The 24,085-nt window shown below is 69.8% G+C and carries 26 protein-coding genes and 1 tRNA gene; 12 read left to right on the top strand and 15 right to left on the bottom strand.

What is annotated here, in order from left to right; genetic code table 11:
* The first annotated feature begins 164 nt into the window (after window positions 1–164).
* Genes AC07ZS_RS26245 through AC07ZS_RS26235 form a run of 3 tightly spaced genes read left to right on the top strand, consistent with a single transcriptional unit; the run spans window position 165 to window position 2,950 of the window.
* Window positions 165–1,157, top strand: coding sequence for a TRAP transporter substrate-binding protein (locus AC07ZS_RS26245; protein ID WP_494801393.1), 993 nt, complete (start codon window positions 165–167; stop codon window positions 1,155–1,157).
* The gene (locus AC07ZS_RS26240; protein WP_494801392.1) at window positions 1,157–1,660 is read left to right on the top strand and encodes a TRAP transporter small permease; all 504 of its coding nucleotides are present in this window, start codon (window positions 1,157–1,159) and stop codon (window positions 1,658–1,660) included. Before AC07ZS_RS26245 ends, AC07ZS_RS26240 begins: the two co-directional genes overlap by 1 nt.
* An 18-nt stretch (window positions 1,661–1,678) precedes the next feature.
* The gene (locus tag AC07ZS_RS26235; protein ID WP_494801391.1) at window positions 1,679–2,950 is read left to right on the top strand and encodes a TRAP transporter large permease; all 1,272 of its coding nucleotides are present in this window, start codon (window positions 1,679–1,681) and stop codon (window positions 2,948–2,950) included.
* Here the strand turns inward: AC07ZS_RS26235 and AC07ZS_RS26230 are convergent.
* A complete protein-coding gene (locus AC07ZS_RS26230) occupies window positions 2,947–3,762 on the bottom strand; it encodes an IclR family transcriptional regulator (protein WP_494801390.1) in 816 nt (271 codons plus the stop codon). The genes AC07ZS_RS26235 and AC07ZS_RS26230 overlap by 4 nt on opposite strands.
* A 72-nt stretch (window positions 3,763–3,834) precedes the next feature.
* Here AC07ZS_RS26230 and AC07ZS_RS26225 point away from each other — a divergent pair, with 72 nt between their 5' ends.
* The 6 genes from AC07ZS_RS26225 to AC07ZS_RS26200 are packed head-to-tail and all read left to right on the top strand — an operon-like array spanning window position 3,835 to window position 9,703.
* Window positions 3,835–4,647, top strand: coding sequence for an enoyl-CoA hydratase/isomerase family protein (locus AC07ZS_RS26225; RefSeq protein ID WP_494801389.1), 813 nt, complete (start codon window positions 3,835–3,837; stop codon window positions 4,645–4,647).
* Window positions 4,644–6,269, top strand: a complete 1,626-nt coding sequence (locus tag AC07ZS_RS26220; RefSeq protein WP_494801388.1) for an acyl-CoA mutase large subunit family protein — start codon at window positions 4,644–4,646, stop codon at window positions 6,267–6,269. The genes AC07ZS_RS26225 and AC07ZS_RS26220 overlap by 4 nt, the downstream gene beginning before the upstream one ends.
* On the top strand, window positions 6,266–6,685 hold the full coding sequence (locus AC07ZS_RS26215; RefSeq protein ID WP_494801387.1) for a cobalamin B12-binding domain-containing protein: 420 nt from the start codon (window positions 6,266–6,268) through the stop codon (window positions 6,683–6,685). Before AC07ZS_RS26220 ends, AC07ZS_RS26215 begins: the two co-directional genes overlap by 4 nt.
* Window positions 6,682–7,824 carry a CaiB/BaiF CoA transferase family protein gene (locus AC07ZS_RS26210; protein ID WP_494801386.1) on the top strand — a complete coding sequence of 381 codons (1,143 nt, stop codon included), beginning with the start codon at window positions 6,682–6,684 and terminating at the stop codon, window positions 7,822–7,824. The genes AC07ZS_RS26215 and AC07ZS_RS26210 overlap by 4 nt, the downstream gene beginning before the upstream one ends.
* On the top strand, window positions 7,821–8,744 hold the full coding sequence (gene meaB, locus AC07ZS_RS26205) for a methylmalonyl Co-A mutase-associated GTPase MeaB (RefSeq protein WP_494801385.1): 924 nt from the start codon (window positions 7,821–7,823) through the stop codon (window positions 8,742–8,744). Before AC07ZS_RS26210 ends, meaB begins: the two co-directional genes overlap by 4 nt.
* Window positions 8,741–9,703, top strand: a complete 963-nt coding sequence (locus AC07ZS_RS26200) for a Bug family tripartite tricarboxylate transporter substrate binding protein (protein WP_494801384.1) — start codon at window positions 8,741–8,743, stop codon at window positions 9,701–9,703. The genes meaB and AC07ZS_RS26200 overlap by 4 nt, the downstream gene beginning before the upstream one ends.
* Here the strand turns inward: AC07ZS_RS26200 and AC07ZS_RS26195 are convergent.
* The 11 genes from AC07ZS_RS26195 to AC07ZS_RS26145 form a co-directional block, all read right to left on the bottom strand.
* Entirely contained in the window at window positions 9,680–10,690 is a 1,011-nt protein-coding gene (locus AC07ZS_RS26195) for a ketopantoate reductase family protein (protein WP_494801383.1), read from the bottom strand. The genes AC07ZS_RS26200 and AC07ZS_RS26195 overlap by 24 nt on opposite strands.
* Window positions 10,687–11,397, bottom strand: coding sequence for an RraA family protein (locus AC07ZS_RS26190; protein WP_494801382.1), 711 nt, complete (start codon window positions 11,395–11,397; stop codon window positions 10,687–10,689). The genes AC07ZS_RS26195 and AC07ZS_RS26190 overlap by 4 nt, the downstream gene beginning before the upstream one ends.
* A gap of 16 nt (window positions 11,398–11,413) precedes the next feature.
* On the bottom strand, window positions 11,414–12,319 hold the full coding sequence (locus AC07ZS_RS26185; protein ID WP_494801381.1) for a TauD/TfdA dioxygenase family protein: 906 nt from the start codon (window positions 12,317–12,319) through the stop codon (window positions 11,414–11,416).
* A complete protein-coding gene (locus AC07ZS_RS26180) occupies window positions 12,316–13,293 on the bottom strand; it encodes a Bug family tripartite tricarboxylate transporter substrate binding protein (protein WP_494801380.1) in 978 nt (325 codons plus the stop codon). The genes AC07ZS_RS26185 and AC07ZS_RS26180 overlap by 4 nt, the downstream gene beginning before the upstream one ends.
* A gap of 95 nt (window positions 13,294–13,388) precedes the next feature.
* Window positions 13,389–14,315 (bottom strand): SMP-30/gluconolactonase/LRE family protein, encoded by a 927-nt coding sequence (locus AC07ZS_RS26175; RefSeq protein WP_494801379.1) that lies wholly within the window; start codon window positions 14,313–14,315, stop codon window positions 13,389–13,391.
* Between the two features lie 3 nt (window positions 14,316–14,318).
* Window positions 14,319–15,620 carry a TRAP transporter large permease gene (locus AC07ZS_RS26170; protein ID WP_494801378.1) on the bottom strand — a complete coding sequence of 434 codons (1,302 nt, stop codon included), beginning with the start codon at window positions 15,618–15,620 and terminating at the stop codon, window positions 14,319–14,321.
* The gene (locus AC07ZS_RS26165) at window positions 15,613–16,179 is read right to left on the bottom strand and encodes a TRAP transporter small permease subunit (RefSeq protein WP_494801377.1); all 567 of its coding nucleotides are present in this window, start codon (window positions 16,177–16,179) and stop codon (window positions 15,613–15,615) included. The genes AC07ZS_RS26170 and AC07ZS_RS26165 overlap by 8 nt, the downstream gene beginning before the upstream one ends.
* 1 nt (window position 16,180) lies before the next feature.
* Window positions 16,181–17,194, bottom strand: coding sequence for a TRAP transporter substrate-binding protein DctP (dctP, locus tag AC07ZS_RS26160; RefSeq protein WP_494801376.1), 1,014 nt, complete (start codon window positions 17,192–17,194; stop codon window positions 16,181–16,183).
* Window positions 17,191–18,426, bottom strand: coding sequence for an alpha-hydroxy acid oxidase (locus tag AC07ZS_RS26155; protein WP_494801375.1), 1,236 nt, complete (start codon window positions 18,424–18,426; stop codon window positions 17,191–17,193). Before AC07ZS_RS26155 ends, dctP begins: the two co-directional genes overlap by 4 nt.
* Window positions 18,427–18,504: 78 nt before the next feature.
* Window positions 18,505–19,323 carry an IclR family transcriptional regulator gene (locus tag AC07ZS_RS26150; protein WP_494801374.1) on the bottom strand — a complete coding sequence of 273 codons (819 nt, stop codon included), beginning with the start codon at window positions 19,321–19,323 and terminating at the stop codon, window positions 18,505–18,507.
* 152 nt (window positions 19,324–19,475) lie between these two features.
* Window positions 19,476–19,551: transfer RNA gene (locus AC07ZS_RS26145), tRNA-Arg, on the bottom strand.
* Window positions 19,552–19,690: 139 nt separating this feature from the next.
* On the opposite strand from AC07ZS_RS26145, the gene AC07ZS_RS26140 reads away from it, so the two are divergent.
* The gene (locus AC07ZS_RS26140; RefSeq protein ID WP_494801373.1) at window positions 19,691–20,554 is read left to right on the top strand and encodes a c-type cytochrome; all 864 of its coding nucleotides are present in this window, start codon (window positions 19,691–19,693) and stop codon (window positions 20,552–20,554) included.
* A 67-nt stretch (window positions 20,555–20,621) separates the two neighbouring features.
* Here the strand turns inward: AC07ZS_RS26140 and AC07ZS_RS26135 are convergent, their stop codons facing one another.
* From AC07ZS_RS26135 to AC07ZS_RS26125, 3 genes are read right to left on the bottom strand one after another with little or no spacing between them, the layout of a single operon-like run.
* A complete protein-coding gene (locus tag AC07ZS_RS26135; protein ID WP_494801372.1) occupies window positions 20,622–21,149 on the bottom strand; it encodes a DUF2946 family protein in 528 nt (175 codons plus the stop codon).
* Between the two features lie 11 nt (window positions 21,150–21,160).
* Entirely contained in the window at window positions 21,161–22,153 is a 993-nt protein-coding gene (locus AC07ZS_RS26130; protein ID WP_494801394.1) for a YheT family hydrolase, read from the bottom strand.
* Window positions 22,154–22,155: 2 nt separating this feature from the next.
* Window positions 22,156–22,593: a YybH family protein gene (locus tag AC07ZS_RS26125; RefSeq protein WP_494801371.1), complete on the bottom strand. Its 438-nt coding sequence runs from the start codon at window positions 22,591–22,593 to the stop codon at window positions 22,156–22,158.
* Window positions 22,594–22,683: 90 nt separating this feature from the next.
* Here AC07ZS_RS26125 and AC07ZS_RS26120 point away from each other — a divergent pair, with 90 nt between their 5' ends.
* Together AC07ZS_RS26120 and AC07ZS_RS26115 are read left to right on the top strand one after the other, a co-directional pair.
* Window positions 22,684–23,292, top strand: coding sequence for a LemA family protein (locus tag AC07ZS_RS26120; protein ID WP_494801370.1), 609 nt, complete (start codon window positions 22,684–22,686; stop codon window positions 23,290–23,292).
* Window positions 23,289–24,085 (top strand): TPM domain-containing protein (locus AC07ZS_RS26115; RefSeq protein WP_494801369.1); only part of this gene is annotated, 797 nt, incomplete at its 3' end. The genes AC07ZS_RS26120 and AC07ZS_RS26115, both read left to right, overlap by 4 nt.

The raw sequence follows: 24,085 nt of genomic DNA, 5'->3' as shown, positions 1-24,085 counted from the left end.
CACCAGCCCCCACCCCGTGCCCAGCGACGAGCGCCTCGCGGCGCTCGCGCTTGAGTGGCTCCCCGACGAGGCCACGCGCCAGGCCGTGCTCGTGCGCAATCCCCAACGCCTCTACTGGGGCGGCGGGGCCGACTGATCCCTTCCACAAGACCGGAGACAAGACCATGCATCGCAAGAACTTCCTCGCCATCGGCCTGACCGCCCTGGCCCTCGCCGCCGCGCCCGCGGCGTTCGCGCAGCAGAAGGCCGTCATCAAGCTCGGCTGGGCCACGGCCGACAGCCCGCAGGACCCGTCCGCCGTCGGCGCACACGCCTTCAAGAAGGCGCTGGAGGCCACCAGCAAGGGCAGCATCGAGGTGCAGCTGTTCCCCAACCGCCAGCTCGGCGACGAGAAGCCGATGATGGAGGGCATGCGCTTTGGCACCGTCGATGCGGCCATCATCACCAACGCCGTGGTCGCCCAGCTGGAGCCGGGCTTCCAGCTCAACGACCTGCCCTTCCTGTACGCCAACGAGGCGCAGGCGCGCAAGGTGCTCGACGGCAGCGTGGGCGCCGAACTCGGCAAGCGCCTGGAGGCCAAGGGCATCACGGTGCTGGGCTTCATGGAGGCGGGCTTTCGCAACATGATCAACAACAAGAAGCCCGTGCGCTCGCCGGCCGACGTGGCCGGGGTGAAGTACCGCGTGATGCAGAACCCGGTCTTCATCGACATGTTCAACTCGCTGGGCGGCTCGGCCGTGCCCATGGCCTGGGGCGAGACCTTCACCGCCGTGCAGCAGGGCGCCATCGACGGCCTCGAGTTGCCGCTGGCCTTCATCGACTCGCTCAAGGTCTACGAGGTCACCAAGTACCTCTCGCAGACCAACCACACCTACACCACGCTGGAGCTGCTGATCGGCAACCGCGCGCTTGCCAAGCTGAGCGCCGAACAGCGCGCGGCCGTGCAGCAGGCCGCGGCGCAGGCCGTGGCCGAGCAGCGCAAGGTGAGCCTGGAAAACGCGCAGCAGATGGTCGCGGTGCTGCGCGGCAAGGGCATGCAGGTCAACACCGTGGACGACCCCGCCGCGTTCCGCAAGGCGGTCGCCCCGGTGTACGAGAAGTTCCGCGGCAGCATCGGCCCCGACCTGCTGAGCGCTGCGCTCGACCAGGTGAAATGATGGGCACCGCCAACGCCCTGCGCGCCGCCTGCGGCGCCCTCGCCACGGCGGTGCGCTGGCTGGTGATCGCGCTCGCCCTCGCCATGCTGGCGGCGCTGGCCCTGCAGGTGCTCATGCGCTACGCCTTCGACCGCGCGCCGAGCTGGACCGAAGAGTTCGCGATCACCTGCTTCGGCTGGTCCATGCTGCTGGCCATCGCGCTGGGCGTGCGCGACGGCATCCACGTTCGCATGGACCTGCTGGTGGAACTGCTGCCGCCCCCGGTGCAGCTCGCGCTGGAGCGGCTCATGCTGCTGCTGATCGCGGGCTGCGGCGCCTTCCTGGCCTGGGCCGGCCTGCGCTACGCGGGCGACACCGCGGGCACGGTCTCGGCCGCCATCGGCTACCCCCTGGTCTGGCTGTACGCCAGCGCGCCTGTGAGCGGGGCGCTGGTGTGCCTGTTCGCGCTGGAGCGCGTCGCGGGCCACCGCCCGCCCGAGAGAGAAGCGCTCTCGGCCACCTGATCCCCCACAAGAAGCCCCATGTCCCTCACCTCCTGGATCCTCACCGCCGGGTTCGCCGGCCTGGCCGCGCTGGGCATGCCCTTCGCGTTCGCCATCGGCCTGTGCGTCATCGCTGTGGTGCTCAGCGTGGGCATCGAGCCCATGCTGTTCCCGCAGACCGTGGTCGCGGGCACGCAGAGTTTTTCCCTGCTGGCCATTCCCTTCTTCATGCTGGCCGGCGAACTCATGAGCGCGGGCGGCCTGTCGCAGCGCCTGGTGCGCGTGGCCGAGGTCTTCGTGCGCCACCTGCCCGGCGGCATGGACCTGGCCGTGGTGCTCGCCGCGCTGGTCTTCGCGGCCGTGAGCGGCTCCGCGCCCGCCACCACCGCGGCCATCGGCGCCGTCATGATCCCGGCCATGGTGGCGCGCGGCTACGACAAGGCCTATGCCACCGCGCTCGTCGTCAGCGCGGGCGTGCTCGCGCCGCTCATCCCCCCCTCGATCGCCTTCGTGATCTGGGGCGTGATCGCCGAGCAGTCGATCTCCAGGCTGTTCCTCTCGGGCGTGCTGCCGGGCCTGCTGATGGCGCTGGGCATGGCGGTCATCGCGGTCTCGCGGGCGCTGCGTTCGCCGATACCGCGCGAGCCGCGCGCTTCGCTGCGCGAGATCGGCACGGCCCTGCGCGAAGGCGTGTGGGCGCTGCTGGCGCCGGTGGTGGTGCTGGGGGGCATCTACGGCGGCGCCTTCACGCCCACCGAGGCCGCCGTGGTCGCCTGCGTCTACGCGCTGTTCATCGGCGTGGTGGTGGAACGTCGGCTCAAGCTGTCGCAGCTGCCCGGCATCATCAGCAAGGGCATGGCCATCAGCGCAATCGTGATGGCGATCGTCGCCGTCTCCAACGGCTTCAGCTTCCTGATCGCGCAGGAGCAGCTCGCGGGCAAGCTGGCCGCCTGGCTGGCCCTGCACTTCCACGAGCGCTGGACCATGCTGCTGGCGCTCAACGTCGGCTTCTTCCTGCTCGCCGCGGTGATGGACGAGGTGGCCATCATGGTGATCCTCGGCCCCATGCTGATCGGCATCGCGAACCAGTTCGGCGTCGACCCGATCCACTTCGGCGCCATGATCGTGACCAACGTGGCGATCGGCATGGCGGCCCCACCGATCGGCTACTGCCTCTTCGTGGGCATGGCGGTCAGCGGCCTCAAGCTGTGGCCCGTGGCCCGTGCCATCCTGCCCTTCGTGGCCATGATGCTGGTGGTGCTGGTGCTGGTGACCTACGTGCCGGCTTTCGCGCTGCTGCTGGTGCCCTAGGCGCGCGAGGACTGCCGGCTGATGAAGCTGCAGGTGGCCAGCAGCAGCTGGGCGCACTCCAGCAGGTTGTCCTCCATGCGGTGGCGCGGCCCGGCGATCGCGATGGCCAGCGTCTCGCTGTGCACGTTGAGGAAGGCCGACACTGCCCACACATCGGCGACGTTCTCGCCCCGGCTCACGAAGTAGCCGCGCTTGCGGCTGGCGGCGATGTCGTCGCCCAGGGTCTCGGGGCTGATCAGCGTGGCGCCGGTGATCGCCGGCAGGTGCCGGTGCGCGATCTGCGCGCGCATCTCGGGCTCCTTCAGGCTGCCCAGCAAGGCCTTGCCGATGGCGCTGGAATGCAGCGGCTTGAACTCCCCCGGCCGGGCCGAGTAGCGGATCGAGTGCGTGCTCTCCACCACCTGCAGGTAGATCACCGCATCGCCCTGGCGCTTGCCCAGGATCACGGTCTCGCGCGAGGTGTCGCGCAGGCGTTCGAGCAGCGGCACCACGCGCTCCATGAAGGGGTCGTGCTCGTGGATCTCGGCCGCGATGTCGAACAGCCGGCGCGTCGGGTAGAGCGAGCGCGGGCGGCTGAGCGAATACAGGTAGCCGCGCGCCGTGAGGGTGCCCACGATGGCGTGGCAGCTGCTCTTGGGGATGCCCGTGGCCTCGGCCAGGTCGGTCAGCGAGAGCGGTTTTCGCATCTTCTGGAACATCTCGAAGATGTCGAGCACGCGCTCCACAGCGGTGACCGCCACGCCGCCGGCCTTGGCGGCGGCGGGGACTGTTTGTTCAGCATCCTGAACGATGGGATCGAATTCCGGGTTCATAGGCCTGTCCATCTGTCATTTGTTCGAGATACGGAACTTGGGTTCTTCCACTCGGATGGAAGGCAATCTAGCATGAAAACCATGCAGACCACCACGCCACCCATCACCACCCCGAGCGGACCGATCCGCATCGCGGCGCGCGCCTCGGGGGCCCTCTGGCTCACCGTCGACCGCGCCGACAAACACAACGCCCTGGCGCGCCCGGTGCTCGCCGCGCTGGCCGACGCCGTGCGCGAGGCCGGCGCCCGCACCGGCACGCGCTACCTCGTGATCAGCGGCGCGGGCGAGAAGTACTTCGCCGCCGGCGGCGACCTTCGCGACCTCGCCGGCGTGCGCGACGAGCCCGCCGTGCGCGCCATGATGGACGAGGCCGGCGCCGCGCTGGACGCGATCCGCCACTGCCCGGTGCCGGTGCTGGCCTACCTCAACGGCGACGCCATCGGCGGCGGTGCGGAGCTTGCGCTGGCCTGCGACATGCGGCTGCAGGCCGCTCACGCGCGCATCGGCTACATCCAGGCGCGCCTGGCCATCACCTCGGCCTGGGGCGGCGGCCCCGATCTTTTCCGCCTGCTCGGCCCCGCGCGCGCCATGCGCATGATGGCCCGCGCCGAACTGGTGGACGCCCCCACCGCGCTGGCCTGGGGCCTGGCCGATGCGGTGATCGGCGACGGCCCGCAGGGCAGCGACATGGCCGACTTTCTCAAACCCCTGGACGTCTGCGCCCCGCAGGTGCTGCGCGGCATCAAGGCGCAGGCCGTGGCGGCGCGGCAGGGCCAGGCCTGGCCCGCCCACCGCCGCGTGGAGCAGGACCACCTCACCCGGACCTGGTTGCACGACGACCACTGGGCCGCCTCCGACCGACTGCTCGACAAGGCCGCGAAATGAACCGCCGAGACCCCCTTGCATCCACCCTGCCGGCCGAACCCGAGCTGGGCCCCATCAGCCGCACCGGCATTCCGGTGCCGACCATGGTCGACGCCTCGGCCGTGAACGACGAGCGCATCGGCAAGCCCGGCGAGTACCCGTTCACGCGCGGCATCTTCCCCGACGGTTACCAGGGCCGGCTCTGGACCATCCGCCAGTACTCGGGCTTCGGCACCGCCGAGGAAAGCAACGAGCGCTACAAGTTCCTGCTGGAGAAAGGCCAGACCGGCCTGTCGGTCGCGCTGGACCTGCCCACGCAGTGCGGCTACGACCCCACGCACCCGATGGCGCGGCCCGAGATCGGCAAGGTCGGCGTCTCGCTGTCCAACCTCAGCGAAGCCGAGATCCTGTTCAAGGACCTGGACCTGTCCAGGATCTCCACCTCGTTCACCATCAACGGCACGGCCGCGATCATCTACGCGATGTACCTCGCGGTGGCCGACAAGCAGGGCGTGCCGCGCAGCAAGCTCACCGGCACGATCCAGAACGACATCCTCAAGGAGTACGTGGCGCGCGGCACCTGGATCTTCCCGGTACGGCCCTCGATGCGGCTGATCGCCGACTCCATCCTGTACTCGAACGAGGTCACGCCGCGCTTCAACCCGATCAGCATCGCCGGCGCCCACGTGCGCGACGCAGGCGCCACCGCCGCCGAAGAGATGGCCTACACCCTGGCCAACGGCCTGGCCTATGTGGAAGAGCTGCGCCAGCGCGGCGGCGACGTGGAGAAGTTCGCCAAGCGCCTGTCCTTCTTCTTCTACGTGCACATGGACTTCTTCGACGAAATCGCGAAGTTCCGGGCCGGCCGCCGGCTCTGGGCGCGCTTCATGAAGGAGCGCTACGGCGTGCAGGACCCCAAGGCGCAGCACTTCCGCTTCGGCGTGGTCTGCGGCGGCTCCTCGCTGGTGGCGCCGCAGCCCTACAACAACGCAGTGCGCGTGGCGGTGGAGACCATGGCCGCGGTGTTCGGCGGCGCGCAGTCCATCTTCACCTGTGCCTTCGACGAGGCCTTCCAGATCCCGACCGAGTTCTCGGCCGAGCTGGCGGTGCGCACGCAGCAGATGATCGCCTACGAGACCGGCATCGCGCGCACGGTGGACCCGCTGGGCGGCGCCTACTTCGTGGAGCAGCACACCGACCGCATGGAAGAGATGATCCTCAAAGTGATGGGCGAGATCGACGCCTACGGCGGCGTGGTGCCCGCGATCGAGGACGGCTGGCTGCAGCTGCGCCTGGCCGAGCGCGGCCTGGAACGCAAGCTCGATACCGATGGCGGCCGCCATGTGGTGGTCGGCCAGAACTACTTCAGCAAGGCCGATGAAAAGATCGGTGTGGGCGATGTCTTCAAGCTCGACCCCACGATCGCGCAGCGCGCGCTCGAGAAGTACCAGCGCGTGAAGGACACGCGCAGCCAGGCCGCGGTGGACGCGTCGCTGGCCAAACTCTCGGCCGCGGCCGCACAGGACCGCGAGAACGTCATGCCGTGGCTGGTGGAGTGCTGCCACGCCTACGCCACCGTCGAAGAGATGGTGGACTGCCTCAAGCAGCAATGGGGCGAATTCAAGGAACCGGTGAACCTATGAGCGACGCAGTTCAAGCCCCGCGGCCATTGGCCGGCAAACGCATCCTGGTGGGCAAGCCCGGCCTGGATGGCCACGACATCGGCGCCAAGATCATCGCGCTCACACTGCGCGACGCGGGCGCCGAGGTGATCTACACCGGCCTGCGCCGCAGCCCCGGCCAGATCGCCCAGGTGGCGGTGGACGAAGGCGTGCACGCCGTCGGCCTGAGCATCCTCTCGGGCAGCCACAAGGAACTGGTGGCCGATGTGATCGCCGAACTCCGGGGCCGCCGGGCCACGGACGTGAAGGTGTTCCTGGGCGGCACCATCCCCGGCGAAGACCACGCAGAGCTGCAGGCCCTGGGCGTGACCGCGATCTTCACCGCCGACATGCCGCTGGACACCGTGGTGGCGCGCCTGGCGGAGCGGCTCGCATGAACGCGGGCACCTCGCGCGGCCCGCTCGCGGGCCTGCGCATCATCGAGGTCGGCCACATGCTGGCCGGCCCCTACTGCGGCCTGCTGCTGGCCGACATGGGGGCCGAGGTCATCAAGGTGGAGCCGCCCGAGGGCGACATCGCGCGCCGCGTGAGCCCGCACTTCATCGGCCCGCACAACGCCTACTTCGCCAGCCTGAACCGCAGCAAGAAGAGCGTGGTGCTCGACCTCGCGTCCGACGCCGGGCGCGAAGCGCTGCAGGCGCTGGCGCGCGATGCCCATGCGCTCGTCACCAACCTGCGCCCCTCGGCAATCCGCAAGCTTGGCCTGACCTACGCCGCCCTCGGCGCGGTCAACCCCAAGCTGGTCTGCGTCGCGCTCACCGGCTACGGGCTGGACGGGCCGCATGCCGAGAAGCCGGCCTACGACTACGTGATCCAGGCCCTCACCGGCGTGATGGCCCTCACCGGCGACCCCAGCGCGCCGCCCACCAAGGCCGGCTACTCGGCGGTGGACAACTCCGCCGGCATGGTGGCCGCCATGGGCCTGCTGGCCAAGATCGTCGAAGGCCGGGGCGGGCAGGTCGATGTCGCCATGTACGACGTGATGCTCTCGCAACTCAACTACCTGGCGGGCGCGGCCCTGAACGCGGGCGAGGTGGTGGAGCGCCTGGCCAATTCCTCGCACCCCTACATGGTGCCGGCGCAGATCTTTCCGACCGCCGATGGCTGGCTCACGCTGTTCATCACGCACGACAAGTTCTGGCGCAAGTTCTGCGCCGAGGTCGGCCAGCCCGGCTGGGTGGACGACCCGGTGTTCGCGACCATGGAGGCGCGGCGCAGCCACCGCGCGCCGGTGCTCGCGGCCATCGCCGCCGTGCTGCAGACCGCCGGCGCCGCCGAATGGGTGCGCCGGCTGGCGCCGCTGGGCATCGTGGTCTCCGAAGTGGGCACGCTGGCCGAGGCGCTGGACGCCGACGTGACGCGTTCGCGCGATCTCGTGGTGGCGCTGGGCGACGGCGAGGTGCCCCTGCGCGCGATCGCGAGCCCGCTGCGCTTCGAGGGCTACACGCCGCGCTACGGCCTGCCGCCCCTGCTCGATCAGCACCACGAGGCCGTGTTCGGGAAGGCCCTGGTGTGAACGCACCCGGCGCGCTCGACCGCCATGCCCTGGGCCGGGCCCTCACCACGCTGGCCAACGCCAGCGCGCAGGACATGCTGGCGCGCGCCGGCGAGCCGCTGCCCGCGACACGCGCGCGCCGCATCGGTCTCACCGGCGCCCCCGGCGCGGGCAAGAGCACGCTGGCCGGCCATCTGGCGCTGCACCGCGCCCGGGGCCGTCGCATGGGCGTGCTCGCGGTCGACCCGAGCAGCCCCAAAACCGGCGGCGCGATCCTGGGCGACCGCATCCGCATGGACGACCTCGCGGGCAGCCCCGATCTCTACATCCGCTCGATCGGCTCGCGCTCCACCTCCGACGGCCTGTCCGACAACCTGCCCGAGATGCTGGACCTGATGGACGCCCATGGCTTCGACGAGGTGCTGCTCGAAACGGTGGGCGTGGGCCAGGCGGAGTACGCGGCGCGCGCGCAGGTGGACACCCTGCTGCTGGTGCTGCTGCCCGAAAGCGGCGACGTGGTGCAGGCCATGAAGGCCGGCATCATGGAAATGGCCGACGTGTTCGTGGTCAACAAGTGCGACCTGGCGGGCGCGCAGAAGATGGCCACCGACATCCAGCGCATCGCGGCCGTCTCGCGCCGCGAGCCCGGCAGCTGGCGGCCCACGGTGCTGCTGGCCTCGGCCACACGGCCCGAGTCGATCGCCGCGCTGTCGGACGCCATCGACGCGCACCAGGCCTGGCTGGCGGATTCGCCGCGCCGCGCCCAGCTGCAGCAGGAACGGGCGCGCTACCGCCTGCGCCGCTTGGTCGAACGCCTGGGGGCGCGCGCGATCGCCGCCCTGCCCCCCTCGGTTCTCGAAACCTCGATGCCTCAACAGCTGGCGCATGTGATCGAGGCCCTTCAGCGCAGCGCCAGCGAGCCACCGGAGACAACACCATGACCGCCACCTTGACCAAACTCGCGGCCGCGGCCGCGCTGGGCCTCGCCCTCGCCGGGCCCGCCTGGGCCTTTCCGAGCCAGCCCGTGAAGATCGTCGTGCCGCAGACACCGGGCGGCGCCTCGGACACGCTGGCGCGCGTCATGGCGCAGAAGCTGGCCGAGAAGTGGGGCCAGCCGGTGGTGGTGGAGAACCGCGCCGGCGCGGGCGGCAACATCGGCATGGAGGGCGTGGCGCGCGCCGCGCCCGACGGCCACACGCTGCTGATGAGCTACTCGGGCACGCACGCCATCAACGGCGCGCTCTACAAGAAGCTGCCTTTCGATCCGGTGAAGGACTTCGAGCCGGTGGCGACCCTGGCCACGCTGCCCTTCGTGGTGGTGGCGCGCAGCGGCTCCAAGGTCGGCAGCGTGCCCGAGCTGATCGAGGCCGCCAAGCGCACGCCGCTCACCTACGGCTCGGCGGGCAACGGCTCGGTCAACCACCTGCTGGGCGTGATGTTCAGCAAGCGCACCGGCGTCACGCTCACCCACGTGCCGTACCGGGGCGCGGCACCGGCCATGCAGGACCTGATGGCCGGCCAGATCGACCTGGTCTTCACCAGCCTGCCTTCGGTGGCGGGCGCGATCCGCCAGGGCAGCCTGCGCCCGATCGCGCTCACCAGCCGGCAGCGCGCGGCAGCCTTCGCCGGCATCCCGACCATCGCCGAAGCCGGCTTCAAGGACTTCGACGTCAACCCCTGGTTCGGCCTGTTCGCGCCGGCCGGCACGCCGGCGGCGGTGATCCGGCAGATCAACGCCGACGTGAACGAGCTGCTCAAATCGCCCGACGTGGTGGAGAAGTTCACCGGCCAGGGCGCCGAGCCCTTTGCCAGCGACCCGCAGCGCTTTGGCGCCCTGCTGCGCGAGGACATCACCCAGTGGACCGAGGTGGTCCGCTCATCCGGCGCCAGCCTGGACTGAGCCGGCGTCCAGCCCCTGCAGCAGGGCCAGCAACACGTCGATGCGCGGCGTGGGCACGCCGGCCTCGCGCGCGAAGAGCTGCGCCTGGCCCAGGATGGCCGCGCTCTCGGTGCGCACACCGGCGAGCACGTCCTGCAGCATCGAGGGTTGCAGGGCCGGCGTGGCCGGGCCACCGACCGCACCGCCGCGCAGCGGCGCTTCGCGCGCCTGGGCGGCGCGCGGCGCAATGTCGTGGCCCTGCGCGGCCGCGATGGCGACGATCTCGTCGATCACACCATGGCACAGGGCCACCAGCCCGGGGTGATCGGCGAGCCGGTCCACCGGCAGGCGCGTGAGCGCGCACACGCTGTTGAGCGGGGCGTTGCGCAGCAGCTTGGTCCAGACCTCGCGCCGCAGGTCGTCGCTGCCTTCGGCCTGCAGCCCCGCGCGCCGCACCAGGCGAAGAACGTCCTGCAAGCGGGCCGAGACCTGGCCGTCGGGCTCGCCGAAGATCCAGCGGTTGTTGGCCACGTGTTCGATCTCGCCCGGGCCCAGGCGGCGGTTGGCCGAGTAGACGACGCAGCCCAGCGCGCGCTCGGGCCGCACCTGCGACCACAGCGCGCCGGTCGGGTCCAGCAGGGGCAAGGGCGCGGCCGCCGTCGGCGCGCCCCGGAAATGCCACCACCAGGGAATGCCGTTGGTCACGAAGACCGCCGTGCCGGTGGGCCCCAGCAGGTGCGCGATGTCGGCCGCGGCGGCGGGCAGGGCGTGGGCCTTGAGCGCGACGAAGACGATGTCCTGCGGTGGCAACGCCTGGGCGACGGCGGCCACGCGCGCGGGCCAGAACCGGTGGTGGACGCCCTCTTCCACCAGCAGCAGGCCGCGCTGCGCGATGGCACGGCCGTGCGCGCCGCGCGCCACGACAGAGAGCTCGTCCACCCCGGCGCCGAGCAGCCGCGCCGCGAGGTAGCCACCGACGGCGCCCGCGCCGAAGACGCAGACCTTCACACCCGGTCGTCGTAAGCGGCGTCGACCTCTTCCACGCCGAGCCGCGTGTAGGCCGCGGCCGCGCCGCTCAGGTCCCACACCGTGGCGCCCCGGCGGATGGCCTCGGCGGCTTCGCTTTCCTTGCGCATCTTGGCCTGCGCGGCGCTGACCACCGCGGCGGCCTCGTCGCGCGGCAGCACCAGCACGCCGTCGCCATCGGCCACCACGAGGTCGCCGGGGCGCACCAGCACGTCGCCGCAGCTGATCGGCACGTTCACGCCGCCGCCCTTGCCTTTGTCCGCATGGACCGGCGAGATGTGCGTGGCCCACACGGCCATGCCCATGCCGAGCACGTTGTCCACGTCGCGCACGCAGCCCTGCACCACCACGCCCGCCAACCCCACCTCGATCGCGTAGGTGGTGGCCACGTCGCCCCACTGCGCGGCCGAGGTCTCGCCCAGGCAGGTCACCACCAGCACGTCACCCGGCTGCGCCAGGCGCAGGGCGCGGTGCATCATGAGGTTGTCGCCGGGTTGCGTGAGCGCGGTGATGGCCGGGCCCGCGATGCGCGCACCCGGTGTCACCCGCCGCATGCGCGGCGCCATGAGCCCGCTGAAGCCCAGGTGGGCGGTGCTTTCGTGGAGGTCGGCCACGGTCACGTCTTTCGCCTGGGCGCAGACGTCGGGCGCCACGCGGTTGACGCGCAGGAAAACGGAGGGTCGGTTCACGGAGCGGTTTTCCTGTTCAGGCGTGCGGCACGCAGTACTCGGCCTCGGAGAGCCGGAAGGTGGTGCGTTTCATCAGGCGCGGCTGGTCGATCTGCATCACGTCGCGGCGGTGCATGGTGCAGCCGTTGTCCCACATCATCAGGTCGCCGTTCTGCACCTTGTGGCGGTACACGTGGGCCGGGTCGCCACCGGCCGCGAACAGCAGCGGCAGCACGCGCGTGTTCTGCTCGTCGCTCAGGCCTTCGATGCCGATGAGCGTGGTGGGGTCGGCGTAGAGCGCCTTGCGACCGTTGCCCGGGTGCGTGAGCACCACCGGGTGCTGGGCATCGGGCAGGCTCAGCAGCGCGTTGGCCTTGGCCTTGTCCTGCAGTTCCAGGGTGTTGAGCATGGCGTAGCGCTTGGCGTAGCGGAAGGTGCCCATGCGGCCGTCGATGAGCTGCTGCACGTCGGCGGGCAGCTTGTCCCAGGCCGCGTACTGGTCGGCCCAGTAGATGTCGCCGCCGTCGCGCGGCACCTCGGTGCCGTAGAGGATGGCGCCGGTGGCCGGGCGCACCTGGAAGGTCTGGTCGGAGTGCCAGTCCACGTCCTCGCCGCCAGCGAAGCCCCCGACGAAACGGCCGTCCGAGTACTTCAGGGTGCTGAAGTAGATGATTTGCTCGTGGTACGGCGACTGGATGTCCTTGCGGCCCGAGGTCTCGCAGTGGCCGAAGCGCTGGGTGAAGCGCACCAGCTCGGGCTCGTCGAGCGACTGGCGGCGAAAGATCATCACCGGCGACTTGCGCCAGATGGCCTTGAGCTCTTCGATCGCCGCTTCGTTGTCGACGATGTCCATGATGGACGTGTGCACCTGGACGGCAAAGCTGGAATGCAGGGGGGAGGTCTGGATCTTGGGCATGTCGGTGTCTCGTTGGATCGGGGTCATTCGGGTTTCATCTGGGCGGCCTGGATGAGCTGCGCGAAGTTGCGCCGCTCCGCCTGCAGCCAGGCGACCAGCTCGGCGGTGGTCTTGGGTTGTGCCCGTTCGAAGCCCAGGTCTGACAGGGCCTTGTGGGTCTCCGGCAGATCCAGGATCTTTTTCATCTCGGCCCCCAGCCGCGCCTGGATGGGCGCCGGCACGCCCTTGGGCACCATCAGCACGTTCCAGGCCGCCAGGGTGAAATTGGGCAGGCCCTGCTCGCTGGCGGTCTTCACGCCAGGCATGGAGGCCAGCGGCGCCAGCGTGGTCACGGCCAGCGGCTTGATCTTGCCGAGCTGGGTGCGAGTGGCGGCCACCGTGTCGATCAGGATCGGCACGTGGCCGCCGAGCGCGGCAGTCATGGCATCGGCCGAGCCCTTGAACTTCACGGGGAACAGCGGCACGTTGTGCTGCTTGAGCATCTCCAGCACCAGCTGACCGGTGACGCTGGGGATGGCCACGTCCACCTTGTCGGGCTTGCTGCGCGCCAGCGCGATCAGCTCCGACAGCGAGTTCACCGGCACATTGGGCGCGGCGGAGATCGCAAAGGGAATCAGCGCCGTCAGCACGATGGGGTCGAAGTCCTTTTCGGCGTCGAAGCCCGGATTCAGGAACAGCGCGGGGTTCATGGCGTGGGTGCCGTTGGCGCCCATGACCAGCGTGTAGCCGTCGGGCGTGGCGCGGGCGGCGGCGGCCGTGCCGATGTTGCCGGAGGCGCCCGGGCGGTTCTCCACGAACACGTTCTGGCCCAGCGCATGCGTGAGCTTCTCGGCGAAGTAGCGGGTGGCGATGTCGGTGCTCTGGCCGGCCGGGTAGGCCACGATGATGCGCACCGGCTTGGTGGGCCACTCGCCCTGCGCCAGCGCGGGCGCGCTCACGGTGACCAGCGCGGCCAGCGCGGTGAGGCCGGTCAGCAGGCGGCGTCGAATCAGGCATTTCATGGTGAGGTCTCCAGGTCGTTTTGTGTGTGGCGTGTCGCTGGGTGCAAAGGTAGCGCGGGGCGCGGCGCTTGCGGGTGCGGCGGTGCTGCAGGGTTTCACATATTGAACTTGTGCGAGTACATCGGCCGGCCAGCCACCGGCACGCGCGCGGTGAACACGGTGCCCGAACGCGACTCCAGCAGGTACAGGGTGCGGCCATCGGGCCCGCCATAGGCGCAGTTGGTGGTGGTGATGCCGCCGTTGGGTGCGTCGATGCGGTACAGCGGCTCGCCCCTGGGGCTGAAGATCCAGACCGCGCCGAAACCCACGTGGCTGACGGCCAGGCCGCCCTCGGCGTCGAGCGCGATGCCGTCGGGCCCGCCGCCGCCCGACATCTGGATGTACACGCCCACCTTGGTGGCCGTGCCGTCGGCGGTGAGCGGCACGCGCCAGATGGCGTTGTCGCGCGTCACGGCGAGGTAGACCGCGCTCTCGTCGAGGTTCATCACCAGGCCGTTGGGGCTGGGAATGCCGGCCAGCACGAGGTCGAGATCGCCGCTGGCGCGCAGGCGGTAGAGGCGCCCGCTCGGGTCGTGCAGGCCGCTCATGCCCTGGTCGGTGAAATACAGGTCGCCGCTGGAGGCGAAGAACAGGTCGTTGAGGCCGCGAAAGCCTTCGAGCCGCGCGCGTTCCAGGTAGGGCTCCACGCGGCCGCTGACCGGGTCCAGCCGCATGAGACCGCGCCGGAAGTCGGTGATGAAGGCGTGGCCGTCGGGGTGGAACTTCAGGCCGTTGGGCTCGCCGTCGTACTGGGTCACCAGCTCCACTTCGCTCTTCGGATCGATGCGGAAGATGCGGCCCCAGGGGATGTCCACCACCCACAGGTTGCCCTGCCGGTCGAACGAGGGGCCTTCGAGGAACACGGGCGTGGGCGCGCCGTGCAACTGGGTGCGGGTCCAGTCGCACTGGCGCTCCGCCATGTGGAAGCGCTCGGGGATGCGGGCGAAGACCTCGGCCTGCAGCCGCTGGGGAGGGGCAAACATCGATCAGCCTCCCGAGACCTGGTTGGGCAGCCACAGCGCGAGCTCGGGCAGCACGATCAGCAGGGCCACCAGCAGGAACATGATCAGGTGGAAGGGAATGGTGCCCATGACCACGTCCGACAGGTTGCCGCGCGCGATGCTCTGGATCACGAACAGGTTGATGCCGATCGGGGGCGTGATCTGCCCCATCTCGATGAACACCACCACCACGATGCCGAACCACACCGGGTCGATGCCGTAGGGGGCCAGCAACGGGTACAGCAGCGGCACGGTGATCACGATCATGCCCAGGCTCTCCACCAGAGCGCCGAGCGCGGTGAACAGGATGAAGAGGGCCAGGAGAAATTCCATCTTGCTCAGGTTCAGCCCCACGATGAAGGCCGTGATGTCCTCGCCCACGCCGGCCACCGCCATGGCGTACGAGAAGATGAAGGCCGCGTAGGTGATGAACAGGATGTTGCTCGTGACCAGCGTGGAGCGCTTGAGGCAGTCCACGAATTCGCGCCACGGCAGCTGGCCGAAGAGCCTGGCGATCACGATCGCGAAAATGCAGCCCGCGGCGGCCGCCTCGGTGGGCGTGGCCACGCCGGTGTAGATGGCGCCCATGATGCCCAGGATGAGCAGCATGAAGGGCACGATGTCCACCAGGGCGCGCAGCACGGTCTCGCGCGTGAGCGGTTCGGTCTCGCGGGGCGCGATCCCGGGCCGGCGGATCGCGGCGAAGGCCAGGTAGGCCATGAACATCAGCGTGAGCACGACACCCGGAATCACCCCGGCCATGAAGAGCTTGGCCACCGAGGTTTCGGTGAAGGTGGCGTAGACGATCATGGCGATGGAGGGCGGAATCAGGATGCCCAGCGTGCCGCCGGCGGCCAGCGAGCCGGTGGCCAGGCGCGCGTCGTAGCGCCGCGCCTTGAGCTCGGGCAAGGCCACCTTGCCGATCGAAGCGGCCGTGGCCACGCTGGAGCCGCTGACCGCCGCAAACACGGCGCAGCCCGCGATGTTGGTCTGCAGCAGACCACCCGGCACACGCCGCACCAGCTTGGACAGACCGCCGTAGACCCGCAGGCCCAGCCCGCTGCCCTGCAGGATGTCGGCCATCAGCACGAACAGCGGAATGGCGGTCAGCGTGTAGCTGTCCATGCTGCCCCAGCTCGCCAGGCCCAGGCCGTGCAGCGCGCCCACGCCGCCCTGCAGCCACAGGTAGGCGATGCCCGGCAGCAGGATGGCGAAGGGCACCGACATGCCGGTGGCCAGCAGGCCGATGAAGAGCACGAAGATGCCGATGATCAGGTACTCATGCATGGTGTTGCTCCTGTCGCGCCGCCTGCAGGCGGCGCCAGTCGCCGCGCAGGGTCGCCAGCAGCGCCCAGGCCAGCATCAGCATGCCCACCGGCATGACGAAGCGCGGCACCCACAGCGGGGTCATGAGCGAGGTCGCGGCCACGTCGCCCGAGTGCCAGGTGATCCACTCGAAGCGCACGAACTCGGCCAGCAGCACCCCGGTGACCACGAAGGTGGCGAGGTCGAACCCCAGGCGCAGTCGCGCCTGCCCCACGGGACCGAGCCGGTGCTCGACGAAATGCACCCGGTGGTAAGCGTGCTCGAGCTGGCCCGAGGCCAGCGAAAGAAAGGTGATGGCGACCAGCGCATAGCCGCCCACCTCGTTGCTGAACTGGATGGACCAGCCAAACAGGGTGCGCACCACCATCTCGGCCCCCATCAGGAGCACCAGGCCCACCATGGCCCATTCGCTCAGGCGGCGGCCCAGGCGCGAGAACGCGTCTTCGGGCGGGCTGAAGGCGTCGCCGTCCTCGGCATGCAGTTCGGTGTCCACCGACAGCCTTTCGGCAACGTCAGCCATCTCAGCGACCTCCCGCCACGCGCACTTTTTGCAGCGCTTCCTGCGCCGCCGGCCGCTTCTCGCCCCACTCCTTCCAGTAGGGCGTGATGCGGCGCTCGGCCTCGGCGAGGTCGGCCGCGCTGGGCTCGGTCACGACCATGCCGCCTTCGGCGAGCTTCTTCGTGATCTCGGTGTCCTCGGCGGCCATGGCGGCGGTGATGCGTTTGGTGTGTTCGTCCACCAGGGCCTGCACCTTGGTGCGCTGCTCGGGCGTGAGCTTGTCCCACGCATCCTTGTTGACCAGGATCAGGGAGTCCACGAAGCTCACGTTGAGGCGGTAGCTGTACTTGAGCAGGTCGCGCCACACATGGCCGTAACCCGAGCTGGCGGTGAGCGCGCCGTCGATCACGCCGCGGTCGATGCCGGCCGCCACCTCGGAGGTGCCCAGCGTGACCGGGATGCCGCCGAGCAGCTTGATGAACTCGGACTGCTCGGGCGAGATCACGCGGATCTTCTGGCCCGCCACATCGGCCAGCGAGGTCAGCTTCTTGCGCGACCACATCACGTTCTCCGGGAAGATGTAGCGACCCAGCAGCACCACGTTCTTCTTCGCGTAGTCGGCCCGCAGGTAGGGCGCGGCGGCGTCCCAGGCCTTCTCGAAGTCGGCGCGGCGCGGCAGGAACATGGGCAGGCGCACGATGCCGCCCACCGGCACGCTGCCGACGAAGAAGGCGTCGTCACCGAGCTGCACCACGTTGTCGGCCACGGCCTGCGTGATGTTGGTGGCCGTGATGGGCAGCGTGCCGCCGAGGTTCAGGCGCACGCTCAACTCGTTCTGCGTTTCCTTCTGGATCGCCTCGAACAGGGTGTTGAGACCCTTGACGGCGGTGACCGTGGCGACCGCGTTGTAGGTGTAGGCCCGCCATTGCGTGGCCGCCAGGGCGGTGCCGCTGGCACCCAGGCCCGCGATGCCGGTCGCCACGCCGGCCATGTAGCCCACGGCATCGCGCCGCGTCAGTCCTTGTGCTGTCTTCATGCTGTCTCCTCAGGGGTGGGGGTGGTTGCCGGCCGGTCGGCCGGCAGGGGGTTGGCGGTGCCGGCGCGCGGCAACGGTGTGCCCTCGCGCCAGAGGTAGCTTTCGTTCAGCTCGTCGAAACGGCGGCAGCCGATCTGCGCGAGCACCATGTCGACTTCGTTGCGCACGATGGCCAGCGCGCGCGCCGCGCCGGCCTGGCCGGCGGCGGCCACGCCAAACAGCGTGGGGCGCCCGAAGATCGCCGAGCGCGCGCCCAGGCAACGCGCGATCACCAGGTCGGAGCCGCGGCGCACGCCGCTGTCGAGCATGAGCTCGGCGTTGTTCCCCACGGCCTCGCGCACGGCTGGCAACATGTCCAGCGGAGAAGGGGCGGCGTCGAGCTGGCGCCCGCCGTGGTTGGACACCACCAGGCCTTGCACGCCCAGGTGCACGGCCTGGCGTGCGTCCTCGGGGTGCAGCAGGCCCTTGATGACCAGCGGGCCGCGCCAGGCTTCGCGGATCTGGCGGATGTGCTGCCACGAGACCATGGGGGCGGGCGTGAGCGTGCCGTACAAGTCGGCCACCTGCGAGGCCTTCGCGCCTTCGGGCGCGTAAGGCAGCCAGTTGCGCATCATGGGGATGCCTCCGGCGCGCAGGTAGCGCAGCACCCAGCCCGGGTGGCCCAGGGCTTCGAGCACCACACCCGGCGTCATCTTCAAGGGGCGCGAGAAACCGTTGCGCTTGTTGCGCTCGCGGTTGGAGTTGACCGGCACATCCACCGACACCACGAGCACCCGAACCTGGGCGCGGATGGCGCGCTGCACGAGGTCGGCGTTGATCGACTCGTTCGTGGTGCAGTACATCTGGAACCACACGTTGTCGGGCGCGACGGCCGCGGCGTCTTCCAGCGCGGCATTGCTGGCGCTGGAGAGCAGGAAGGGGACGTTGGCCTCGCGCGCCGCAGCGGCCAGCATCAGGTCCGCGTCGGGGCGGAACAGGCCGGCCAGGCCGGTGGGCGAGATGCCGATCGGACTGGCGTAGCGGTGGCCGAAGAGCTCGACCGACTGGTCCCGCTGCGCGACATCGCGCAGGTAGCGCGGCACCAGCGTGTGGCGCTGGAAGGCGGCACGGTTGCGCTGCAGGCAGAGCTCGTCATCGGCGCCGCCGTCGATGAAATCGAAGGCGATGCGCGGCAGCTTGCGGCGGGCCTGCTGTCGCAGGTCTTCCAGGTTGATGGCGGATTGGATGGACATTCGCGGGGTTCATGAAGGACGACCCCGCGAAGGTAGAGGCCCGGCGCCCTGGCGGGAAGGCGCGGGCCGGCGTGAAGTTCACATGTTGAACTTACGCGCGTCGGCCGACAGGGCGTCGGCCGCGAGCTGCATTTCCTGGTGCACCTGGTCCAGGCGCGCGGCGGGGTACAGCTCCGCCGTACCCACCAGCGAGAGCGCAGCGAAGGCCTCGCCGGCCTCGTTGGTGATCTTGATGCCGAAGGCATGCACGCCGGGCACCACGTCGCCGAGGTTCACGCCCCAGCCGTGTTCGGCCGAGCGGTCGTACATCTTCTGCAGACTGGCCAGGCGCACCGTGCCGTGGCGGCCAATCTCACCCGCGACGTTCTCGGCCAGGATGCCGCGCACCTCGTCGGCCGGCAGCGTCTGCAGGATGGCCACGCCACCGGCGGCCGAAAACAGCGGCCTTCGCGTACCCGGGTAGACCATCATGCCGGCGAGCTGCAGCGTGCCGGCGCGCAGGCTGCACACGTACTCGTTGCCGCTGCGGTACTGCAGCAGCGCCAGGCCGCCCATGCGCTTGGCGAAGGCGTTCACCGCGGCCTCGGCAGCGCGCTGGAAATGCATCGCGTCGGGCAAGGCCAGGCCGAGCTCGAACATGAAGGGCCCGGGCAGGTAATGGCGGTCGCTGCTGCGCTGGCGCACCAGGCGTTCCTCGACCATGCACGAGAGCATGCGGTGCACGGTCGCCTTGTCCATGCCGCAGGCGGCGGAGAGATCCGACAGGCGCCAGCCGAACTCAGGGCGCGCGGCGATGGCGCGCATGAGGCGGATGGCCTTTGTGAGGCTCTGGGTGCCGGATCGGTCGGCACTGGGCGGGGGGGACAGGGCGTCGGTGGCGCGTTCGGCAATTTTCATGGGATCGATTCTGTCGATCGACCCCATGGGATTCAAGACGGTTCGGGGTTTCCCCCAGTGGGCTCATTCCAGCGCCGGAACCGGGCTTTCAGGATATGAATTCGCCGTCCGAGGGTAGGAACCCGGCCCGATCTTGAACACATTGCAAGGCTTGGTGCGGCTGGCGGGGATCGAACCCACGACCCTTGGCTTCGGAGGCCAATACTCTATCCACTGAGCTACAGCCGCAACCCACTGATTCTATCAGCCGGGACCTGGCCACCGGCCGGTGCGAGGGGCCTTGGCTATAATCCAAGGCTGTTTGCCCGGCCTGACGCTGGCATGCCCCACATCACACAAGCCTTGCTTCGCCCCCTCTGAGGACATCATGAGCGACCACGCGCACGAAGAACACCATACCGGCCCCATCAAGACGCCAACCCAGTTGATGTGGACGGCTTTTTTCGCGTTCGTCGCGCCCATCTTCATCATCATCGGACTGGTGTACTACGTGGTGTCGGCCAACAAGCCGGCGGCCGGCGCGGTGGACATGGAACAGGCGATCGCGCAACGCATCCAGCGTGTGGGCACGGTGGAGCTGCGCGACGCCAACCGCCCGCTCGCCTCGGGCGAGTCGGTGTACACCGCCCAGTGCGTGGCCTGCCACGCCGCCGGACTGGCCGGTGCGCCCAAGTTCGGCGACGCTGCCGCCTGGGGCCCCCGCATCGCGACCGGCTATGAAGCCCTGCTGACCTCCGCCCTCAAGGGCAAGGGCGCCATGGGCGCACAAGGCGGCGGCGCGTTCCGTGATCCCGAGATCGGCCGTGCCGTGGTGCACATGGCCAACGCCGCCGGCGGCAAGTTCCCCGAGCCGCAGGCCGCAGCGCCAGCCGCCGCAGCTGCACCCGCGGCAGCCGCACCTGCCGCTACCGCACCGGCACCCGCCGCTGCCCCGGCCCCTGCTGCGGCTCCCGCCGCCGCTGCGCCGGCCCCCGCGGCTGCCACGGTGGCCGCTGGCGCGGGCGAAGGTGTCTACAAGCAGGCTTGCGCCGTCTGCCACGTGGCCGGTGTGGCCGGTGCACCGAAGTTCGGTGACAAGGCTGCCTGGGCACCTCGCGTGGGCGCCGGCCTGGACGCCCTGACCGCCACGGTGATCAAGGGCAAGGGCGCCATGCCGCCCAAGGGCGGTTCGGCCGCCCCGGATGCCGACATCAAGGCCGCCGTGCAGTACATGCTGAGTGCGGTGAAGTAAGTCGCTCACCGCTTTCGCATCAAAAAAAGCCGGCCTCGTGCCGGCTTTTTTGTGGCCGTGCGAGCCCTCAGGCCCCCTGGGTCACCACAGGATGCTGAACGAAGCCGAACTGAGCCGGCAAGGCTTCGCCGCGCACCTCGTCCGGGGCCCAGCGGCCGGCTTCGACCGCATCGGCAGCGAGGTTCATGTCGGCGCTGTGCACCAGGCCGACCCCCAGATCGGTCACCAGGTACAGCCGGCCGGTCTCGTCAAGCAGGCTGCCCTGCACCCGGGCCTGGGTGCCGGTGTGGGACAGCACCCCGCCCCCGGGCTGCAGGCGCCAGATCCACGGCGTGGCTTCGAGTTCGACATACACGCGCTGGGGACCGTTCTGGAAGTACCACTGGCCCTGCGCGTCGGCGGCGTAGTTGCGCTGGATGAACTCGATGAGCTTGTCGTGCTTGAGCAGCGAGCCCTTGCTGGCGGGGAACGGCCCCTGCGCCTGCGTGCGGTCGTCCCGCATGTACCAGTTGCCGCGCGCGTCCAGGCCCAGCCAGCCGTAACAATGCGGCACGTTGGGCCATTTGGCCATGGCGGCCTTGACGATGTCGTCCATGACGGAGGTTCTCAGAGGTGGGCGAGCAGCCAGTTTCCCACGGCCTCGGGCATGGCGCGCACATGACCGGGCAGGCCCAAGGGTCCGTGCGAGACCGGAAAGCCCACATGCCCCCCCTGGTCGGGTTGCCACAAGGTGACGTGGTGCCCCGCGTCCTGCTGGGTGGGCAGGGATTCGGCGGGCACGAAGGGGTCGTTGCGCGCATTGAGGGCGAGCGCGGGTACGCGAATGTCGCGCAGCACCGGCTTGGCCGATGCCCGGGCCCAGTAGTCGGCGGTGTCCTTGAAGCCGTGCAGCGGCGCGGTGAAGAGGTTGTCGAACTCGTAGAGATCCCGCGCGGCCAGCAATTGCTGCCGGTCGAACAGCCCGGGGTGCTGCTCCAGTTTGCCGAGGGCCTTGGGCACCATGGATTGCATGAACATGCGCGTGTAGACCAACCGATTGAAGCCGCGCCCGATGGCGTGGCCGCCGGCAGCGAGGTCCAGCGGCGAACACACCGCCGCGATGGCATGCACGTGGGATGCCGCCTCCGAGCCCAGCTCGCCGGCCCAGCGCATCAGGGCATTGCCCCCCAGCGACACGCCCACCGCGATCAGAGGACGACCCGGGTGCTCTTCGGCGAAGCGGCGCAGGATCCAGTCGATCTCCTGAAAATCCCCCGAGTGGTAGGCGCGCGGTGCGTGGTTGAGCTCGCCCGAGCAGCCCCGGAAATGTGGCACCGCGTAGGCCAGGCCGTGGGCGGCGGCGAAGTCGGCGAAGGCCACGGCGTACTGGCTCGCCGAGGAGCCCTCCAGGCCATGAAACAGCACCAGCAGGGGCGCCTGCGGCGCGCTGGTGTGCCGGGCGAGGTCTACATCGATGAAGTCGCCGTCGGGCGTGTTCCAGCGGCTGCGCTGCCACTTGGGCTGCGGCCCGAAATGGCGGCGGCTGGCCCGCGCAGCCCAGATGGTCTGCGCATTGCCGCCGGGCAACCACCACGGCGCACGGTAGGAAAAACGGTCCAGGTTCAATGCAGCACCGGCTGGGTCGTCAAGGTTTCAAGGGGCTCGGTGCGAGAACCGGGGCTGGCATGGTGCGCCACCATGCGCCAACCCTGGGCGGTCTTGGCATAGACATTGGTCGCCACCACCCAGGCGTGCTGCATGCCGTCGTCGGTCATCACCGTGACGCGCTCGACCACGCTGTGCACGCTGCAGCCGCCAGCATCCAGCCGCCGCACCTTCTCCGGGTGGGCCTGCACGCTGCCATTGGCGAACATGGCCTCGAACGCGGCGCGCACGGCGGCATGCCCCACCAGCCGGGGCCCCCCCGGGTGCACGCACACGATGTCGTCCTCGTCGACCCAGCAGGCCATGAGTCGCTCGATGTCGGCGTGCTGCAGGGCGTCGTAGAAGGCGGCCTCCGTGTCGTCCGCCGAACCGGGAGGCAGTTTGGGTTTTCGCATGCCGGCTATTTTGCCGCCGCGCCCGGTCACCCGGGAGCACCCCCGGGTATATTCCCGCTCATCGACGTGATCCCATCCAGCGGAGGTTTTATGCGCACATCCATTCGACGCCTGTCCACCTGGGCGGCCGCCCTGTTGCTCGCCGCCAGTTTGACGGGGTGCGGCTACAACGACTTCCAGCGCCTGGACGAGCAAAGCCGGTCGGCCTGGTCGGAGGTGCTCAACCAGTACCAGCGCCGCGCCGACCTCATTCCCAACATCGTCGCGACCGTCAAGGGCGAAGCGAACTTCGAGCAGGAGACGCTGACCCGCGTGATCGAGGCGCGCGCCAAGGCCACCTCGATCCAGGTCACGCCCGAGACGCTGAACAACCCGGCGGCGATGCAGCAGTTCCAGGCCGCGCAGGGCGAACTGGGCAGTGCACTCAGCCGCCTGATGGTGGTGGTGGAGCAGTACCCCAACCTCAAGGCCAACCAGGGTTTCAGCGATTTGCGCGTGCAGCTCGAAGGCACCGAAAACCGCATCACGGTGGCGCGCAACCGCTACATCCAGACGGTGCAGGAGTACAACGTGCTCGCGCGCAGCTTCCCGAGCAACCTCACCGCGATGGTCTTCGGCTACAGCCCCAAGGCCAACTTCCAGGTCGCCAACGAGGCGGCGATCTCCACGCCGCCCACGGTGGACTTCAAGAAGCCATGACGCAGCGCCTGGCCCGGTGGCTGCTGGCCCTGGGACTGTGCTTCCTCCCGGTGTGGGCGCTGGCGCAGGCCCTGCAGCCCATCCCCGAGCTGCGCGCGCGCGTGATCGACCAGACCGGCACGCTGGACGCGGCGAGCCTCGCCGACATTGAAGCCAAGCTCGCGGCTTTTGAAAAAACCAACGGCTCGCAGGTGGTGGTCGTGATGGTGGCCACCACGGCGCCCGAAGACATCGCCGACTACACGCAACGGCTGGGGGATGCCTGGAAGATCGGCCGGCGCGAGGTCGGTGACGGCGTGCTGTTCGTGATCGCCAAGGACGACCGGCGCCTGCGCATCGCCACCGCCAAGGCACTCGAAGGCGCGATCCCCGACCTGATGGCCAGGCGCATCATCGACGGCGCCGTGACCCCCGCGTTCCGCATCGGCAACTACGCCGCCGGCATCCAGGCCGGGGTGGACCAGATCCTGGCCCGCATCCGGGGCGAGAACCTGCCGCTGCCCGGCGAGCAGGCCACGCGCGACGGCGCCGGCCTCGACGATTTCGATGGCATGGAGGTGCTGGTCTTCCTGGTTTTCGCCGTGCCCATGTTTTCAGCCGTGCTGCGCGGCATCTTCGGCAACAAGCTGGGCACCCTGCTCACCGGCGTCGGGGCAGGCGGCCTGGCCTGGGTGCTGACCGCCGTGGTCTGGGTGGCCATCGGCGCCGGCCTGCTGGGCATGCTGGCGGCGCTGTTCCTGCAATTCCTGCCCGCGCCCACCTCCGGGGGCTCCGGCCGCGGAGGGCGTGGGGG

It is taken from the genome of Hydrogenophaga sp. GW456-12-10-14-TSB4 (genome assembly GCF_059424305.1).
This window is presented reverse-complemented; position numbering and strand designations above follow the sequence as displayed.

What these genes read in the sequence shown, in the direction of transcription:
- AC07ZS_RS26245 (WP_494801393.1), top strand. Translation starts at nt 165, where the DNA reads ATGCATCGCAAGAACTTCCTCGCCATCGGCCTGACCGCCCTGGCCCTC.
- AC07ZS_RS26240 (WP_494801392.1), top strand. Translation starts at nt 1,157, where the DNA reads ATGGGCACCGCCAACGCCCTGCGCGCCGCCTGCGGCGCCCTCGCCACG.
- AC07ZS_RS26235 (WP_494801391.1), top strand. Translation starts at nt 1,679, where the DNA reads ATGTCCCTCACCTCCTGGATCCTCACCGCCGGGTTCGCCGGCCTGGCC.
- AC07ZS_RS26230 (WP_494801390.1), bottom strand. Translation starts at nt 3,762, where the DNA reads ATGAACCCGGAATTCGATCCCATCGTTCAGGATGCTGAACAAACAGTC.
- AC07ZS_RS26225 (WP_494801389.1), top strand. Translation starts at nt 3,835, where the DNA reads ATGAAAACCATGCAGACCACCACGCCACCCATCACCACCCCGAGCGGA.
- AC07ZS_RS26220 (WP_494801388.1), top strand. Translation starts at nt 4,644, where the DNA reads ATGAACCGCCGAGACCCCCTTGCATCCACCCTGCCGGCCGAACCCGAG.
- AC07ZS_RS26215 (WP_494801387.1), top strand. Translation starts at nt 6,266, where the DNA reads ATGAGCGACGCAGTTCAAGCCCCGCGGCCATTGGCCGGCAAACGCATC.
- AC07ZS_RS26210 (WP_494801386.1), top strand. Translation starts at nt 6,682, where the DNA reads ATGAACGCGGGCACCTCGCGCGGCCCGCTCGCGGGCCTGCGCATCATC.
- AC07ZS_RS26200 (WP_494801384.1), top strand. Translation starts at nt 8,741, where the DNA reads ATGACCGCCACCTTGACCAAACTCGCGGCCGCGGCCGCGCTGGGCCTC.
- AC07ZS_RS26185 (WP_494801381.1), bottom strand. Translation starts at nt 12,319, where the DNA reads ATGACCCCGATCCAACGAGACACCGACATGCCCAAGATCCAGACCTCC.
- AC07ZS_RS26180 (WP_494801380.1), bottom strand. Translation starts at nt 13,293, where the DNA reads ATGAAATGCCTGATTCGACGCCGCCTGCTGACCGGCCTCACCGCGCTG.
- AC07ZS_RS26175 (WP_494801379.1), bottom strand. Translation starts at nt 14,315, where the DNA reads ATGTTTGCCCCTCCCCAGCGGCTGCAGGCCGAGGTCTTCGCCCGCATC.
- AC07ZS_RS26170 (WP_494801378.1), bottom strand. Translation starts at nt 15,620, where the DNA reads ATGCATGAGTACCTGATCATCGGCATCTTCGTGCTCTTCATCGGCCTG.
- AC07ZS_RS26165 (WP_494801377.1), bottom strand. Translation starts at nt 16,179, where the DNA reads ATGGCTGACGTTGCCGAAAGGCTGTCGGTGGACACCGAACTGCATGCC.
- dctP (WP_494801376.1), bottom strand. Translation starts at nt 17,194, where the DNA reads ATGAAGACAGCACAAGGACTGACGCGGCGCGATGCCGTGGGCTACATG.
- AC07ZS_RS26155 (WP_494801375.1), bottom strand. Translation starts at nt 18,426, where the DNA reads ATGTCCATCCAATCCGCCATCAACCTGGAAGACCTGCGACAGCAGGCC.
- AC07ZS_RS26150 (WP_494801374.1), bottom strand. Translation starts at nt 19,323, where the DNA reads ATGAAAATTGCCGAACGCGCCACCGACGCCCTGTCCCCCCCGCCCAGT.
- AC07ZS_RS26140 (WP_494801373.1), top strand. Translation starts at nt 19,691, where the DNA reads ATGAGCGACCACGCGCACGAAGAACACCATACCGGCCCCATCAAGACG.
- AC07ZS_RS26135 (WP_494801372.1), bottom strand. Translation starts at nt 21,149, where the DNA reads ATGGACGACATCGTCAAGGCCGCCATGGCCAAATGGCCCAACGTGCCG.
- AC07ZS_RS26125 (WP_494801371.1), bottom strand. Translation starts at nt 22,593, where the DNA reads ATGCGAAAACCCAAACTGCCTCCCGGTTCGGCGGACGACACGGAGGCC.
- AC07ZS_RS26120 (WP_494801370.1), top strand. Translation starts at nt 22,684, where the DNA reads ATGCGCACATCCATTCGACGCCTGTCCACCTGGGCGGCCGCCCTGTTG.